Genomic DNA, 14,382 nt, shown 5'->3' with positions numbered 1-14,382 from the left:
CAGGCTAGAGTTGGCAAGGGCTGGGGGAAATGCAAGATGTTGGAAAAAAAATAGCTGAGTCAGAAGACGACACAGCGAGGGCTTCAGTAGCAAAAAAGGTGGCACGACACCTCGTGCCACCCTCACCATTATGCTGGCAAACCCAGCGCGGCTTGCAGTTCGCTCTCACTCCAGATGGTGATACCGAGCTCCTGCGCCTTGGCCAGCTTGGAGCCCGCTGCTTCACCCGCCACCAGCACATCGGTCTTGGCCGATACCGAACCCGCCACCTTGGCGCCCAGCGCCTGCAGCGCAGCTTTGGCATCGTTACGCGACAACACCGTCAACGTGCCGGTCAGCACAAAGGTCTTGCCTGCCAGCGGCTGCTCGGTCGCCTCTTTCTTTTCGATGGCCGGCCAGTGAATACCGGCAGCCAGCAGCGCCTCGAGGACTTCGATGTTGTGTGCCTGGCGCAGGAAGAACCACGCATGCTTGGCCACCACGTCGCCCACATCCGCCACCTCGAGCAGTTGCTCGACCGAGGCCGCGCGCAGTGCATCCAGCGTCAGGAAGTGATTGGCCAGATTCAGTGCCGTGGCTTCGCCAACTTCACGGATACCGAGCGCAAACAAAAAGCGTGGCAGCGTAGTCGAGCGCGCCTTGTCGATCGCCTCCACCAGATTTTGGGCCGATTTGGGCCCCATCCGTTCTAGACCGGCCAGCATTTTGGCATCGAGTCGGAACAGATCGGCCGGGGTGGCCACCAGATCTTTTTCCACCAGCTGATCGATGATCTTGTCGCCCAGCCCTTCGATGTCCATGGCGCGGCGCGCTGCAAAGTGCTTAAGCGCCGCCGCCCGCTGGGCGCCGCAAAACAGGCCACCAGAGCAGCGGGCAACCGCTTCGCCTTCAATACGCTCGACTGCCGAGCCACACACCGGGCAGGCATCCGGGAACAGGATCGCACGCGCATCGGCAGGACGGCGCGCCTCCACCACCGAGACGATCTGCGGAATCACATCCCCGGCGCGGCGCACAATCACAGTGTCACCCACCATGACCCCCAACCGTTCAATCTCGTCGGCGTTGTGCAAGGTGGCGTTAGAGACAGTCACACCACCGACAAACACCGGCTTGAGCTTGGCCACCGGGGTAATGGCGCCAGTACGACCGACCTGAAATTCGACGTTCTCAAGCTCGGTCATCTCTTCCTGGGCCGGGAATTTGTGCGCCGTTGCCCAGCGCGGCGCGCGGGCCACAAACCCCAACTCCTGCTGCAGGGCGATGTCGTCAACCTTGTAAACCACCCCGTCGATTTCGTAGGGCAGCGCATCGCGCCGGCTCAGGATATCGTCGTGAAATGCCTGACACCCCGCAGCCCCTTGCGCCAGCTTTACCTCCGGGCAGATAGGCAAGCCCCACTGTCCGAGCCGTGACAGCCGGCCGTGGTGGGAATCACCCAGTTCATCACCCCCAATCCCGACCCCATAGGCGTAAAACGCCAGCGGGCGAGTCGCCGTGATGCGTGAATCGAGTTGACGCAGACTACCGGCCGCCGCATTGCGCGGGTTGGCAAATACCTTGTCGCCACTGGCGCGAGCACGCTCATTAAGCGCATCAAAACCGGCCTTGGGCATAAAGACTTCACCGCGCACCTCCAGGCGCGCCGGCCAACCGTCGCCCTTGAGGCGCAGCGGAATCACCTGAATGGTCCGTACATTCTCGGTGATCTCTTCCCCGGTGCTGCCATCACCCCGGGTCGCCGCACGAACCAGCACACCCGCCTCATAGAGCAAGCTGACCGCCAGACCGTCGAGTTTGGGCTCGCAGCAGAAGGTGAACGTTTGTGGTCGCTTGAGCCGGTCCTGCATGCGCTGATCGAAAGCGAGCAATTCGTCGTCACTAAAGACGTTGTCGAGGCTCAGCATCGGGATCTCGTGACTGACCTCGGCAAAGGCAGTCAGCGCAGCGCCCCCCACCCGCTGGCTCGGCGAGGCCGCCGTTCTCAGCTCAGGATGGGCCGCTTCCAGCTCGAGCAGCTCGCGCATCAGGCGATCATATTCGGCATCGGGCACAGTGGGGGTATCCAGCACATAGTACTGGTAACCGTATTCGGTCAGCTGCTCACACAGAGTCTGATGACGGGCGTGCAGTTCATTCATGATGTGGTTTCCGGGTTTCAGAAATGACGATGCGGTACCAGGTACCGCATCGTGTGTTCAACGTTCTTGGCGGCCGACTCAGGCTCGGCTGGCCTCGTAGGCAGCCAGTTCGCGGCGATAACGATCCACACTGTCATCACCCAGGGGGCTACGCGATGAATCGGTCAGCATGGCATCAAGATCGCTGGCCAGTTGATCAGCGGTGCGCAGCATCTCTTCAAATGCCAGCGCAGCGTTGTTACGCAGCGGCAGTTGCATAAAGAGGGAGACGCCCGGCGTGCTGAACTGCTCCATCCGATACGGATTGAAGGTACCGGGTTTGACCATGTTGATGATCGAAAAGAGGATCTCGCCGTGGCCATCACGCGACTCGTGACGGTGGAAGATATCCATTTCGCCAAACTTGAAGCCGGTTGCCATCAGGGATGCCAGCAGCGATGCGCCATCGAGTTCGCGGCCCGGGCGGGCCATCAGGTTGATGACATACACATCCTGCCAGATCTTCTCGACCGGCGCTCTGGCGATCACCGGCTCAGGGGCGGCCGGCTCTTCCTGATAGGCAGCGGCATAGCTCTCGGCGAGCTGAACGCTCTCCTCTTCCAATACCGGCGCCCCCATCACCGGCTCACGCTGTGGACGGGAGCGCGGCTGCACCGGATTGCGACGAATAACGGCGGATGTCTTGCGGGTCGGGACCTGCTCGAGTTGCTCTTCCTCTTCGCGCAGCTGGGGCGCAGGCTCGGCAGCACGCGGCTGGCCATAGACCGGAATATCAATCTGACGAGGCGCGACGGGCTCGGGCTGACGGGCAACCGGCGCCGGCTCGCGCTGGGCGGCAGCATAATCGGAAGCACGCGGCAGCGGCTCCTGACGGGCGGCAGCATAATCGGAGGCACGCGGGAGATCGCCCTGACGCGGCTGGGCATAGGCAGGCTCGGCACGGGGCGCACGGCTGACCGGCTCGGCCGGCTCTACGTCGTGGCGCAGCGGCGGCAGATCGTCGAGCTCGTCGTCCTCTTCTTCCTCACGGCGATAGATCGGAGGCGCACGACGAGCCGGCTTGGGCTCTTCCGGCTGGATTTTGGGTTCGGCGCGACGGTTGCTGACCACACGCACCTGACCGACACCCTCGTCATCGAAGCTGTCATCACCGCGCGAACGGGACTCTACCCGACCGAGCGGCTTCTCCTTGATGGGAACCTTGCGGTTTTTTCGGTTGGTCCAAAGACCGTGAATAAGCAATGCCGCGATGGCAATCCCGCCCAAGGCAACCAAGATGTAACGCAATTCCTGCATTAGCTGCTTCTCTTTCTAGTTTTGTTCAGCCAGAGCGACGGCTTCACCAATATCAACCGAGACGATGCGCGAAACCCCGGGCTCTTGCATCGTCACGCCGACCAGCTGCTCAGCCATCTCCATGGAGACCTTATTATGACTGATGTAGACGAACTGTACTGTGCTTGACATCTCTTTGACAAGAGAACAGAAGCGACCGACGTTCACTTCATCAAGCGGTGCATCCACCTCATCCAGCATACAAAAAGGTGCCGGATTGAGTCTAAAGATTGCGAAGACCAGTGCCAAGGCAGTCAAGGCCTTCTCACCCCCAGACAGCAGGGCGATGGTAGCATTCTTTTTGCCGGGAGGTCTCGCCATGATGGTGACTCCCGCCTCCAGCAGATCATCGGAGGTGAGCTCGAGCCAAGCACTGCCACCGCCAAAAACCTTTGGAAACAACGATTTTAAATCTTCATTGACCTTATCGAAAGTGTCTCGGAAGCGGATTTGTGTCTCCCGATCGATTCGGCGGATGGCCTGCTCCAGTGTTTCCAGTGCTGCTTCCAGATCCTGACACTGGTTTTCCAGATAATCGGCGCGCGTTCGCGCCTCTTCATACTCCTGCAAAGCAGCCAGATTAATGGCACCCAGCGCCCCTACCTGCTCTTCCAGCGCCTGGATCTCCTGGCGCAATTTGCTGCGATCGGCCTGTAACAGCAGCGCCGGATCGAGGTCGACAAAGCGAATGCCCAACTCTTCAAGCTGCTCATGCAGCGCCTGACGGCGCGTCAGCAAGCGTTCACGCTCCAGCCGCAGCTGGGCCAGTGTTTCTTGCAAGGTCACCAGCGTCTTGTGATCCTGCTGGCGCTGGGCATCGAGTGCCTGCCAGCGAGTATCGAGCTCGGCCAGCGCCTGATGGGTACGCAGTTGGGCTGCATCAAGCTCGCGCTGGGCGGCGAGCAGCGGCGCCAGATCGACCGGGGCGTCGCTTTGCGGCGCGGCGAGCTCAAGGCTCTCCTGCTCAAGACGAGCCAGCTCGCCTTGATGCAGCGCCACCATTTTGCTGCGGTTTTCCAGCTCCAGAGTCAAGCGTTGCAGCAGTGCCTGGCGCTCTTCACGCTGCTGGCGAGCACGCGCCAACTGGCTATCGAGCTCGGCCAGACGCGCTCTGGTTTGCTCTTGTGCCTGCTGCCACTGCTCACCCTGCTCTTGCCACTCTTCCAGCCGCGCCTGCGCCAGCTGCAGTTGCTCCTGCCCTTCCTGCTCGGCCGCCAGCTCCTCTTCCAGCTGAGCGGTGAGCGCTTCCCGTTCAGTGACGATCTGCTGCTGACGCAGCGTTCGTTCAGTCAGGCGCCCCTCTTGTTGTAACCAGAGTTGGCGCGCCTGCTGCCACGTCGCATCAGCCTGAGCAAACTCGGTCTGCGCCTGCGACAGGGTTGCTTGATGATCCTGCAGAGCTAATTGCAGTTGCTGCAATGCGGCGTCCTGCCTCGCTAGCTGCGCGCTCTGCTCGGTGCTCTCTTGCGCGAGGCGGTCACGCTCGGCCAGCATGGCCAGCGTCCCGAGTCGCTGCTCACCGCCGGCATCGATCCAGTTGCTGCCAATCCAGATCCCTTCTGGCGTGATGATGGACTCACCGGGTGACAGGTCCGTGACACGGGACTGCGCCTCGGCGCGGCTCTCGGCGGTATAGATGGCGTTGAGAAAATCGGGCAGAAAGGTCCCTTTGACCCAGCAGGCCAGCGTGCCGGGGCGAGCCGATGGCGCCTGACCAATCCAGCGCCCCTGGCTCGCGTCGAACCAGCTATCACCCACCGTGGCGGTCAGCCAGTGGCCAAGCACCTTATCCAGCGCCGGCGCCCAGCGCTCATCGAGGATCAGTTGCTGCACCAGCCCTTCAGCAGAGCGTTCACCCAGCAGGGCATCGAGGGTCTGTAACCGGGCTAACGCTTCGCGATGCCGACTCTCTGCTGCATGCCATGACTCTTTGTGTTGCTGGCGCAGCTCAACCAGCTCATCGCGTTTGGCTTCCAGCTCCTGCAGCCGGGCCTTGGCGTCGCTACGCAGCTGCTCAAGGGGCGCCGGGTCGGCGGCCGTCGGCTCATCACCGTGCTGAGCCAACTCTTCTTCCAGTCGAAATCGGGCCAGGCGGGTGCGCGCCTGCATCTCTTGTCCATGGGCCAGACGCGAGCGCAGCGCCGACACCTCGCGCTGCAGCTCGCCATATTGTTGCTGCCAGCTATCTCGCTGGCGGCGCGCCTCTTCTTGCTGCGCCGCCCCCTCTTGCTGGCGTAGCTGGGCTTCATCCTGCTGCGCCTGAGCCAGCTCAAGCTCGCCGCTGGCACGCTCCTGACCCTGCTCAGCCTGCTCATGGGCGGCCAGCTCTTCGGCCAGCTTGGCCTGCAGCTCGGTTTTGCGCTCAGCCAATGAGCCCTGACGACTCTGCCACTGACGCTGCTGCTCGCTATGGTGCAACGATTGTTGCTCCAGTCGGGCAATCGCCTGCCCGCCCAGAAAGATCTGTTGTTGCCGCTCGGCCTGCTCGGCTTGCAACTCCTGACGGCGGGTTGCCATGATCAGCGCCTGCGCTTCATCGTGGGTGCGCCGCGCATCCAGCTCGGCCAGCTGCCGCTCCTGCTCACTGGTCTGCCCCTTGATCTCGCCAAGGCGCTGTTCGATACCCCACAGCTCGGCCCCCATCAGATGGGAGCGCGCCTCACGACTGCGCGCCTTTAACCGACCATAGTGTTCGGCCGTCTCAGCCTGCGCCTTAAGATGCTGCAACCGCTCGCCGAGCTCACTGCGAATATCACCAAGCCGCTCGAGGTTTTCGCGGGTGTGGCGGATACGCTGCTCGGTTTCACGGCGCCGCTCCTTGTAGCGCGAAACGCCGGCCGCCTCTTCCAGAAACAGCTTGAGATCGGCCGGACGCGACTCCACCAGTCGGCTGACAGTGCCCTGTTCGATGATGGCGTAGCTGCGCGGGCCGAGCCCCGTCCCGAGAAACAGGTCAGTGACGTCTTTACGGCGACACTTCTGACCATTGATGAGGTAGTGGTTGGTGCCGTCACGATAGACCTCGCGCCGCACCGCAATTTCAGTGAAGCGGCCAAACTCGCCGGGCACCCGCTGATGGGGATTGTCGAACACCAGCTCAACCGAGGCGCGCGAGTGAACCGGGCGGTTGGTCGAGCCGTTGAAGATGACATCGGTCATGTTCTCGCCGCGCAGATGACGCGCCGAACTTTCGCCCAGCACCCAGCGCACCGCATCGATGACATTGGATTTGCCGCAACCATTGGGACCAACGACCGCCGTCATGTCGGCAGCCAGATGCAGGGTGGTCGGCTCCACAAACGACTTGAAACCGGCAAGCTTGATCAATTTCAGACGCATGCAGTCGCGACAAACAGGAAGGAATTGGCTGGCAACTTTACCAAATCAAGGGCTTGTTTGTAATATGCGAAGACTTTCAGCCATAAATGGATACTCACATGACGCAATCCCCGCTGCATCAACCGGTTGGCGGCGCCGCCTATTTTCTGCGCGGTTTCTCGCTTATCAACCGTCCCGGTATTCGCGCCTTTGTGTTGATCCCGTTGCTGGTCAACATGGTGCTGTTTGCCGGCGCTTTTTATGCCCTGCTGCTGCAGTTGGACAAATTGTTTACCTGGCTACATGGGCTGGTTCCAGATTGGCTCTCCTGGCTCAATTACCTGCTCTGGCCGCTGGCACTACTGAGCATACTGATTATCTTCTCGTTTCTGTTCAGCTCGGTGGCCAACTGGATTGCCGCGCCGTTTAACGGCTTGCTGGCCGAGAGAGTGGAGCGCGAGTTAACCGGTGTGGGGCCAGCGGATAGCGGGATGGTTGATGTTGTAAAGGATATGCCGCGCACCTTTCGCCGCGAGTGGGCCAAGCTCAAGTACTATCTGCCCAAAGCCATTGGCTGCCTGATCCTGTTTCTGATCCCTGTGGTTGGACACACAGTGGCGCCCGTGCTCTGGTTTTTACTTAGCGCCTGGATGATGGCTGTGCAGTATGTGGATTATCCGTTTGACAACCATAAGGTCGATTTTGTCACCATGCGCGACACCCTCAAGCAGCACAGAGGCAAGTGCCTGAGCTTTGGTGCGCTGGTCACCCTGTTTTCGGCCATCCCAGTGGTCAATCTGTTCGTGATGCCGGTGGCCATCTGCGGGGCCACTGCGCTGTGGGTCGACGAGATGCGCGAGAAAGTGAAATAACATGAGGGGCCACAAGCCCCTCTTCTGTTATTCCAGTCCGGCGGCGCTAAACAGTACCGCCTTACCGGCGAGAAACTGCACCTTGATATTGCGCCCCTCTTTACCCCAGCTGCACTGCCGGGTGCCAAGCAGGTCATCACACTGATCGGCCTTACCCAGCAAGGCGGTCACCTCATCCTGGCTCATCCCGATTTTGAGCTGATCGTAGTGTTTGAGATCGACCTTGCTGCATGCGCCGAGCAGGCTCGCTAGCAGCAGAACGGTTGCTATACGTTTCATCGCGCCCCATCCAATAACAAACGGCCGTCAACAGGGCGGCCGCGAGTCAGAAAGGATAGTGGAAAAGCATTACCAGTGGCGTATCGGACCGGTGTCGAGGTGTACGAAATTGTCGCGTGGATAATAACCAACACCACCCACCTGTAGTTGCAGTGCGGCTTGGCGCAGATGATTAAGTGCCACCCCCGGCACCCGCACATCAACAGCCTGTCCAAGCGTATGGTAGCTGTGCTTGGCCACACCGCGACTCACTTTACGCTTGCTGTTATTGGTCTGGGCCGAGCGATAACCGCTGATAAGCTCAAAATAGCCTTTGCGATCGAGCTTATGCTGCAGCAGGAACAGTTGATCGAACAGATGGGGATCCATGTCGATCACTTCGTTGCGGCGATGATCGCGCAGGACATGGTTGAGTTCGGCCATGCCATCCTTGAGATAACGTCCGTTTTCCCAATAGCTGGCACTGACCTTTTCACCGGTATTGAGATTATGGATAACCAGTTCACGGCTGGAGGTACTGCGGCTGGCTAGCGCCGTCTGCGGCATCAAACCGGCAGTTAGCAAGCAACCGGCTCCCAGCAGCAGTTTTCGGCGATTCAGCCCCAAATCCAGCATCCGACCGGCACTCCTTCCCATAAAGTGATATGACCGTCCGAAACTACCGGCTGGCGACGAGTCGAGTCAAACCCGGGGCGTAAAAAAGGACGCCAAGTCACAGTCTGGCGTCCTTTTTTGTGATCATGGTCACAGGAAAATGGGGTTAAAGGACGCTCTTGAAGCTGCCTTGATCGAACCCATAAATGTCATTGCGAAAATGCTGCGTGCCCGCACCATCCACCCAGCTACTCCAGTAAACGGTGAAGACCGGGACTGGCGAAGTGAGCGGCATCCAGCGGGTGGTGGTCTCTTTGAGCAGATCCTGAATCTCGTCGAGCTTTTTCGGCGTAGCCCCCAACAACAATTCGGCCAGACTTTCGGCTTTTTCCACTCGCACGCAACCCGAGCTAAGAGCGCGAGCACCCTGATCAAACAGCCCCATTTTGGGTGTGGAATGCAGATAAATGGAGTCATTGTTTGGCAGATAGAACTTGTAGCGACCGAGCGCGTTGTGATCGCCCGGCTTTTGCCGCAACCGATAGGGGAAGCCACTAGCCAGCGCCTGGCTCCACTGCTCGGCGCTCAGTGCCACCGGATTACCCTGCTCGTCGATCACTTCCAGCTGCTGACTGGCCAGATAACCGGGGTCCTTGGCCAGCTTGGGCAAAATGTCCTTGCTCAAGATTGAGCGCGGCACATGCCAAGCCGGATTAATCACGACCGAACGGATCTCGCTGGCCAGAATTGGGGTAGCCCGCAGCTGCTGACCAACGATCACGCGGCTGGTGAAGATCTCACTGCCCTTCTCGACCACGCTCAGGCGATAGTCGGGAATATTGACCAGCACGTAACGCTGATCCGGCAGACGATCGACCACATCCCGCCGCCACAGGTTACGCAGCAGCAGACGAGCCCGCTCTTCAGGGCCGGTGTTGAGCCATTTTTGGGTCTGCCGCCCAACCACTCCGTCAGCCGTCAGGCCGTGACGGGCCTGGAAGGTCTTGACTGCGCTGAAGATGTCACCGCTGTAGACATCGCCCCGCTGATGATCGCGAGGCAGGTCACCGAGGGCGACCAGAATGTCACGAATATTGTCCAGTGCCGGCGATGCATCGCCTTCATGCAAAGAGGGCGTGGAGACCGACGGCCAGCGTTCGGCCATTGGCAACGCCACCAACTTCTTCACCTGAGAACGCACGGCGTTGTATTCGGCAACCGCTGGACGCAGCGAGGTCACCGCCTCAAGCAGATCGCGACCGGGCGGAACCGGGGTAGCCCCCGCCAGATTGAGCGTCATGCTTCCTATTTGCTCGCGTGCAACAAAATCCAGGCTGCGCCAGCGCTGCTGGAAACGAGCCAGCGTGCTAAACGCCTCATCATAGACAGGACCACGCTGCGCGGCAGGTGTGCGCTGCAACGTTTTCCACAAACGGACAAAATCCGGGTGCAACTGAGCCAGCGCAGCTTCAAACAGTTGTTCGGTCAGCTCGTTACGAGCGGCCTCTTCTGTCATCCAGCTATGCGAGAGCTGCTCTGTTGCATCCGAAACCGGCACATGCTCCTGCGCCTGAGCCGATACGGCAGGCCAGCACGACAACCAGGCAGCCAGTGCCAGCCAGAACCTCATTCCCATAGTCACCTCAAAATACCCAGCCATCCCTGTGTCACCTAGCCTTGCGCGGCGGGTGACGGCGTCGATAGAGGATGGATCACTGCCGGTGCATATCGACGCAGCAGCGCATCATACTCTGCACTGCGTAGAAAGGCAGCCAGCGCTGCGTTGAAATCTGTCACAAAGGCCGGGGCGAAATGCTTTCTGCTCAGCATGAAGTGAGACGGCATGGCAGAAACTCGGGTGGCTAGCGGAACAATCTGCTGGGTGAGTCCCTGCTGCTGCAGTCCCCAATGGGTGGCCAACGCATCGCCCAGAAAGCCATCAATGCGGCCACGCAGCAACTTGCCGTAGTTTTGCTGTTCACTCACCAGTGGCGACACCAGGCCGGGATAGCGTGCCAGTTCGCTCATGACCGCGTCACCGTAGAAAAAATCACGCGTGGTACCCAAGCGCCGTCCCTGCTCCAACCAGCGACTCAGGGTACTGTCGCTGTGACGATCTGACGCCTTGACCCACAACAGGGTGCCACCTGGATTATAGGCAGCGGAAAAATAGGCATAACGGGCACGCTCGTCGGTAAACGCAGCCTCCATCGCCATATCGAGGTCTCCGCTGGCCACCAGTTGCAGCGTTCGCTTCCACGGCCGCTCGACAAACTGAACCGAGCACCCCATCTGACGAGCCGTCCCTTGCAACACGGCAGCAGCAAACCCCTGCACCGATTCACCGGGTTTGAGGTAATAGTGATAGGGCGGCCAGTTATCATATCCTACCCGCCAAGGATGGTCGCAGGCGCCCCAGGCCAGATTGCCCGTCAGCAGAAGCATCAGAGCGCACAATCGCATCATCATAAAGTCCCTTATGAGCCTCCTGTGGTCGCTCATTTCACCACTCATGGAGAACACAGACAACCAACCAATCAGGTTCCGATTAAGTCATATCGGCGTTGCACAATCTTTGCACCAGGTAAACATAAAGGGGTAACATATGATCCGGATTTATTTTTGTGATCCCCTAGGCTTTTTCCGCAAATCCTTTAGCATTGGCGGGGAATCGCCCCGTTGGCGTCGCGTAAAGAATTTATAGAGAGTTGTCATGTACAAGAGAGCCGTTTTTGCCTCTGCCATCCTGGCCCTGAGCGGGTTCTATCTCTACACCCTCTATCTGGCTGTCCACCCCCAAGTCAGCCTTGCCTATCGTTATTATTATATGGAGGGTAAGACCAAATTCTGGGAGTACAACTCGGATCTGGTCTACCACGGTAACGAGCTCGATCTCAGCACTCCGAGCCGATTCCTGTCGCGTGAAGGCTGGGATGGTAAGCCCGGCGAACACGGAACCCGTCTGCAAGGTGATGGCGGTCTCTATTTCGTGCTACCCAAGAAGCCCGAGACCCTGACCGTGCTGGCCAAGGTAGATAACCCCAAGGCCGGAACGTTGATCAAGATTGCCCTGCACGACTGGAGCACGACCATCAAGTTGGCCAAGCAGGGGTTGAACGAAATTCGTCTCGACCTGCCGGGTGATCACCTGAGCACCGATCCCAAGCAGCCCAACTATCTGGCTATCTCCACGCCTGAACCCCTGAATGTTCAAACCGTGCAGATGCAAGCAGCACAATAACAAGCGCTATTTCCTAAGCTAAGGATGTCATTCCATGTCGAATACTTCTTTCCGGCTCTCGCTGGTAGTTCCTGTCTATAACGAGGAAGAGAGTATCGATGCGTTCATCGCCGCCATCGACAAAGAACTGGAGCCGCTCAAGGACCAGCTCGAGATTGTATTTGTCAACGATGGTAGCCGCGATCGGACCCGTGAGGTTGTCGAGCAAGCCATTACTCGCGACCCGCGTGTCACGCTGGTTAACCTTGCCCGTAACTTCGGCAAAGAAGCAGCCCTGACGGCCGGCCTGCATCAGGCCAAGGGTGACGCTGTGGTTCCGATGGACGTGGATCTGCAGGATCCTCCAGCCCTGATCCTGGAGTTCGTCAAGCTGTGGCAAACCGGCAACTACGACACCGTCTATGGCATCCGTGTTGACCGCAGTGCCGATACCCCGATGAAGCGGGTCACGGCCGGCGGTTTCTACCGTTTCTTCAACGCGCTCTCCAGCCAGACCAAGCTGCCGGAAAATGCCGGTGACTTCCGCTTGATCGACCGCCGTGTGGTGGAAGCCATCAAGCAACTGCCAGAGCGCAACCGCTTCATGAAGGGTCTGTTTGCCTGGGCAGGCTTTCGCTCGGTCGGTGTTCCCTACGAGCGTCCGGCCCGCCATGCTGGCGAGACCAAGTTCAACTACTGGAAGCTGTGGAACTTCGCCCTCGACGGCGTACTCAGCTTCTCGAGCTGGCCGCTGCGGGTGTGGAGCTACGTCGGTGTCGGCGTATCTCTGGTCGCGTTTCTCTATATCCTCAAGATCATCACCCAGGTGCTGTTCTTCGGTATCGACGTGCCCGGTTACGCCTCCCTGATGTCCGTCATGCTGTTTCTCGGCGGTATTCAGCTCATCTCGCTGGGTATCATCGGTGAATACATCGGTCGCATGTTTGTGGAAGTGAAGCAGCGCCCGGTTTATCTGATTGAAGGCGTGTATGGTGAATACGCCCGTCGTGACAGTGAACAGGCGGCAACGGAGCAAGACGCGCAATGATATCGCGTGACGAGTTCTGGCGTCTGGTCCGGTTCGGGTTTGTCGGTGGCGGCGCCACCTTGGTGGATTTGGGCACGTCGTTTGCCCTTTTCCACACCTGGCCGGGCATCTCCGAGCACCTGGTGACCACCATCGCGTTTGCAGTCGCATTCTGGTTTTCGTTCTTTGGCCATCGCTACATCACGTTTCAGAAGCAGGGTGCTGCCAGCAAGTTTCTGCTGGTCGCCCTCTTCTCACTGGTGGTGCGTAACCTGATCCTGAGCGGTCTGCTGTGGGGGGGAATGGCTGGCCTGCTGCCAGTCGTTATCGCCACCCTGACAGTGACCATCCTGACCTACGTATTGTCGAGAATCTGGGTATTCGCCTGATGACTGAATCTGCACTGACGGGACCTTATCGTCCCTCCCTGCGTCTTGGCGGCCGTGACTGGTGGCTGGTCATAGCAGCATTCCTGCTAAGCCGTATTGCGCTGTATGGACTGGGTTATGCCGGCGTTCAACTGTACGGCACCAACCCGAGTCTGGGTCCGTTCCAGGCTTACTGCCAGTTTGACTGCGTCTGGTTCCTGCGCATCATCGAGAACGGCTACGATCTCTACCCGCGTTGGCTCACCAAGGGCAATGCGGCCAACTGGGCCTTCATGCCGCTCTATCCCATGCTCAGTGGCTTTGTCGCCAAGTTTATTGGTGACACCCTGATCTCCCTGATGCTGGTCGCCAACGTGGCATTCTTCTTTGCGCTGCCGGCCATGCTGCTGGTGCTGCGCCAACTGAAGATGGACGAAGCCACTGCCCGCTTTGGCGTCTGGCTGCTGGCCTTCTCCCCCTTCTCGGCCTATTTCGCATCTGGCTACGGCGAGTCAATGTTCATGCTGTTTATGCTACTCATGTTCCTGTTTGCCTACCGGCAGCAGTGGGTGTGGGTGGGTATCATCGGCGTGCTCATCTCCGGCACCCGTAACCTCGGCGTGATGATGGTGTTCCCGGTGCTGATCCTGGCGCTGCAAGCCTATGGCTGGCGCGAGTTCTTCCGCTTTACCGAACGCGCCTTTGCCGTGGTGTTTGCCCTGTGGATGATTCCGCTCGGCTTGTTTGCCTACATGTTCTATCTCTACCACCTGACCGGTGACGCCTTTGCCTTCAAGCATATCCAGATTGCCTGGGGCCGTTACATGGACAGTCCGCTGGACTGGTGGATGACCGGTTTTGAACTGGGTGGACGCAAACTCTACCTCTCTATCATGGTGGTCTTTGGTTGGCTGCTTAACCTGTGGCTGCTCGGCAACCGCCGCTGGGCCGAAGCTCTGATGATGTTTATTTGCTGCACGGTGCCGTTGACCACCGGCCTGAACGCCATCCCGCGCTACATGTTCGGTCTCTATCCGACCATGCTGGCACTGGTGTTGTTTGCGCAGCGCTGGCCGGCCATTCGCCCCGCCATGTTGTGCGTCTGCGCGACTGTGTCATCGTTTATCGCAGTAGCCTTCGTCAACTTCAAGTTCTTCACCGTCTAAATACATAGCGGGGCCACAGGGCCCCGCTTCTCTCTATCTTGTTGAAACCGTTGTCATTTCAA

The 14,382-nt window shown here is 59.2% G+C and carries 12 protein-coding genes; 5 read left to right on the top strand and 7 right to left on the bottom strand.

All coding sequences use genetic code 11. From position 1 onward, the window contains the following. Positions 1-128: 128 nt before the first annotated feature. The 3 genes from ligA to BW958_RS07665 form a co-directional block, all read right to left on the bottom strand. A complete protein-coding gene (gene ligA, locus BW958_RS07675; RefSeq protein WP_076575150.1) occupies positions 129-2,141 on the bottom strand; it encodes an NAD-dependent DNA ligase LigA in 2,013 nt (670 codons plus the stop codon). 78 nt (positions 2,142-2,219) lie between these two features. Further along, positions 2,220-3,437 carry a cell division protein ZipA gene (zipA, locus tag BW958_RS07670; RefSeq protein WP_076575149.1) on the bottom strand — a complete coding sequence of 406 codons (1,218 nt, stop codon included), beginning with the start codon at positions 3,435-3,437 and terminating at the stop codon, positions 2,220-2,222. A 15-nt stretch (positions 3,438-3,452) separates the two neighbouring features. Continuing rightward, the gene (locus BW958_RS07665; protein ID WP_076575148.1) at positions 3,453-6,815 is read right to left on the bottom strand and encodes an AAA family ATPase; all 3,363 of its coding nucleotides are present in this window, start codon (positions 6,813-6,815) and stop codon (positions 3,453-3,455) included. A gap of 98 nt (positions 6,816-6,913) precedes the next feature. On the opposite strand from BW958_RS07665, the gene cysZ reads away from it, so the two are divergent. Further along, a complete protein-coding gene (gene cysZ, locus BW958_RS07660; RefSeq protein ID WP_076575147.1) occupies positions 6,914-7,666 on the top strand; it encodes a sulfate transporter CysZ in 753 nt (250 codons plus the stop codon). A 27-nt stretch (positions 7,667-7,693) separates the two neighbouring features. On the opposite strand, the gene BW958_RS07655 is transcribed toward cysZ, so the two are convergent. From BW958_RS07655 to BW958_RS07640, 4 genes are all read right to left on the bottom strand, one after another. After that, positions 7,694-7,945: a DUF3862 domain-containing protein gene (locus tag BW958_RS07655; RefSeq protein ID WP_076575146.1), complete on the bottom strand. Its 252-nt coding sequence runs from the start codon at positions 7,943-7,945 to the stop codon at positions 7,694-7,696. Positions 7,946-8,014: 69 nt separating this feature from the next. Further along, positions 8,015-8,560, bottom strand: coding sequence for a peptidoglycan L,D-endopeptidase MepK (locus tag BW958_RS07650; RefSeq protein ID WP_076575145.1), 546 nt, complete (start codon positions 8,558-8,560; stop codon positions 8,015-8,017). A 145-nt stretch (positions 8,561-8,705) separates the two neighbouring features. Beyond that, positions 8,706-10,175 carry a L,D-transpeptidase family protein gene (locus tag BW958_RS07645; RefSeq protein ID WP_076575364.1) on the bottom strand — a complete coding sequence of 490 codons (1,470 nt, stop codon included), beginning with the start codon at positions 10,173-10,175 and terminating at the stop codon, positions 8,706-8,708. A gap of 35 nt (positions 10,176-10,210) precedes the next feature. Beyond that, positions 10,211-10,984 (bottom strand): substrate-binding periplasmic protein, encoded by a 774-nt coding sequence (locus BW958_RS07640; protein WP_256701907.1) that lies wholly within the window; start codon positions 10,982-10,984, stop codon positions 10,211-10,213. Between the two features lie 268 nt (positions 10,985-11,252). On the opposite strand from BW958_RS07640, the gene BW958_RS07635 reads away from it, so the two are divergent. Genes BW958_RS07635 through BW958_RS07620 form a run of 4 tightly spaced genes read left to right on the top strand, consistent with a single transcriptional unit; the run spans position 11,253 to position 14,320 of the window. Further along, complete coding sequence (locus BW958_RS07635; protein ID WP_076575143.1) at positions 11,253-11,780, top strand: hypothetical protein; 528 nt, start codon at positions 11,253-11,255, stop codon at positions 11,778-11,780. Between the two features lie 34 nt (positions 11,781-11,814). Next, positions 11,815-12,807: a glycosyltransferase family 2 protein gene (locus tag BW958_RS07630; RefSeq protein WP_076575142.1), complete on the top strand. Its 993-nt coding sequence runs from the start codon at positions 11,815-11,817 to the stop codon at positions 12,805-12,807. After that, positions 12,804-13,175 carry a GtrA family protein gene (locus BW958_RS07625; protein WP_076575141.1) on the top strand — a complete coding sequence of 124 codons (372 nt, stop codon included), beginning with the start codon at positions 12,804-12,806 and terminating at the stop codon, positions 13,173-13,175. Before BW958_RS07630 ends, BW958_RS07625 begins: the two co-directional genes overlap by 4 nt. Beyond that, the gene (locus BW958_RS07620; RefSeq protein ID WP_076575140.1) at positions 13,175-14,320 is read left to right on the top strand and encodes a glycosyltransferase family protein; all 1,146 of its coding nucleotides are present in this window, start codon (positions 13,175-13,177) and stop codon (positions 14,318-14,320) included. The genes BW958_RS07625 and BW958_RS07620 overlap by 1 nt, the downstream gene beginning before the upstream one ends. The last annotated feature ends 62 nt before the right edge of the window (positions 14,321-14,382 follow it).

The sequence above is a fragment of the Aeromonas sp. RU39B genome, from assembly GCF_900156095.1.
Classification (GTDB): Bacteria; Pseudomonadota; Gammaproteobacteria; order Enterobacterales; family Aeromonadaceae; genus Aeromonas.
This window is presented reverse-complemented; position numbering and strand designations above follow the sequence as displayed.

Bases quoted from the DNA above. Each gene is read 5' to 3' on its own strand.
- cysZ (WP_076575147.1), top strand. From the start codon at position 6,914: ATGACGCAATCCCCGCTGCATCAACCGGTTGGCGGCGCCGCCTATTTT.
- BW958_RS07620 (WP_076575140.1), top strand. From the start codon at position 13,175: ATGACTGAATCTGCACTGACGGGACCTTATCGTCCCTCCCTGCGTCTT.
- BW958_RS07635 (WP_076575143.1), top strand. From the start codon at position 11,253: ATGTACAAGAGAGCCGTTTTTGCCTCTGCCATCCTGGCCCTGAGCGGG.
- zipA (WP_076575149.1), bottom strand. From the start codon at position 3,437: ATGCAGGAATTGCGTTACATCTTGGTTGCCTTGGGCGGGATTGCCATC.
- BW958_RS07645 (WP_076575364.1), bottom strand. From the start codon at position 10,175: ATGGGAATGAGGTTCTGGCTGGCACTGGCTGCCTGGTTGTCGTGCTGG.
- BW958_RS07640 (WP_256701907.1), bottom strand. From the start codon at position 10,984: ATGCTTCTGCTGACGGGCAATCTGGCCTGGGGCGCCTGCGACCATCCT.
- BW958_RS07650 (WP_076575145.1), bottom strand. From the start codon at position 8,560: ATGCTGGATTTGGGGCTGAATCGCCGAAAACTGCTGCTGGGAGCCGGT.
- BW958_RS07665 (WP_076575148.1), bottom strand. From the start codon at position 6,815: ATGCGTCTGAAATTGATCAAGCTTGCCGGTTTCAAGTCGTTTGTGGAG.
- BW958_RS07655 (WP_076575146.1), bottom strand. From the start codon at position 7,945: ATGAAACGTATAGCAACCGTTCTGCTGCTAGCGAGCCTGCTCGGCGCA.
- BW958_RS07630 (WP_076575142.1), top strand. From the start codon at position 11,815: ATGTCGAATACTTCTTTCCGGCTCTCGCTGGTAGTTCCTGTCTATAAC.
- BW958_RS07625 (WP_076575141.1), top strand. From the start codon at position 12,804: ATGATATCGCGTGACGAGTTCTGGCGTCTGGTCCGGTTCGGGTTTGTC.
- ligA (WP_076575150.1), bottom strand. From the start codon at position 2,141: ATGAATGAACTGCACGCCCGTCATCAGACTCTGTGTGAGCAGCTGACC.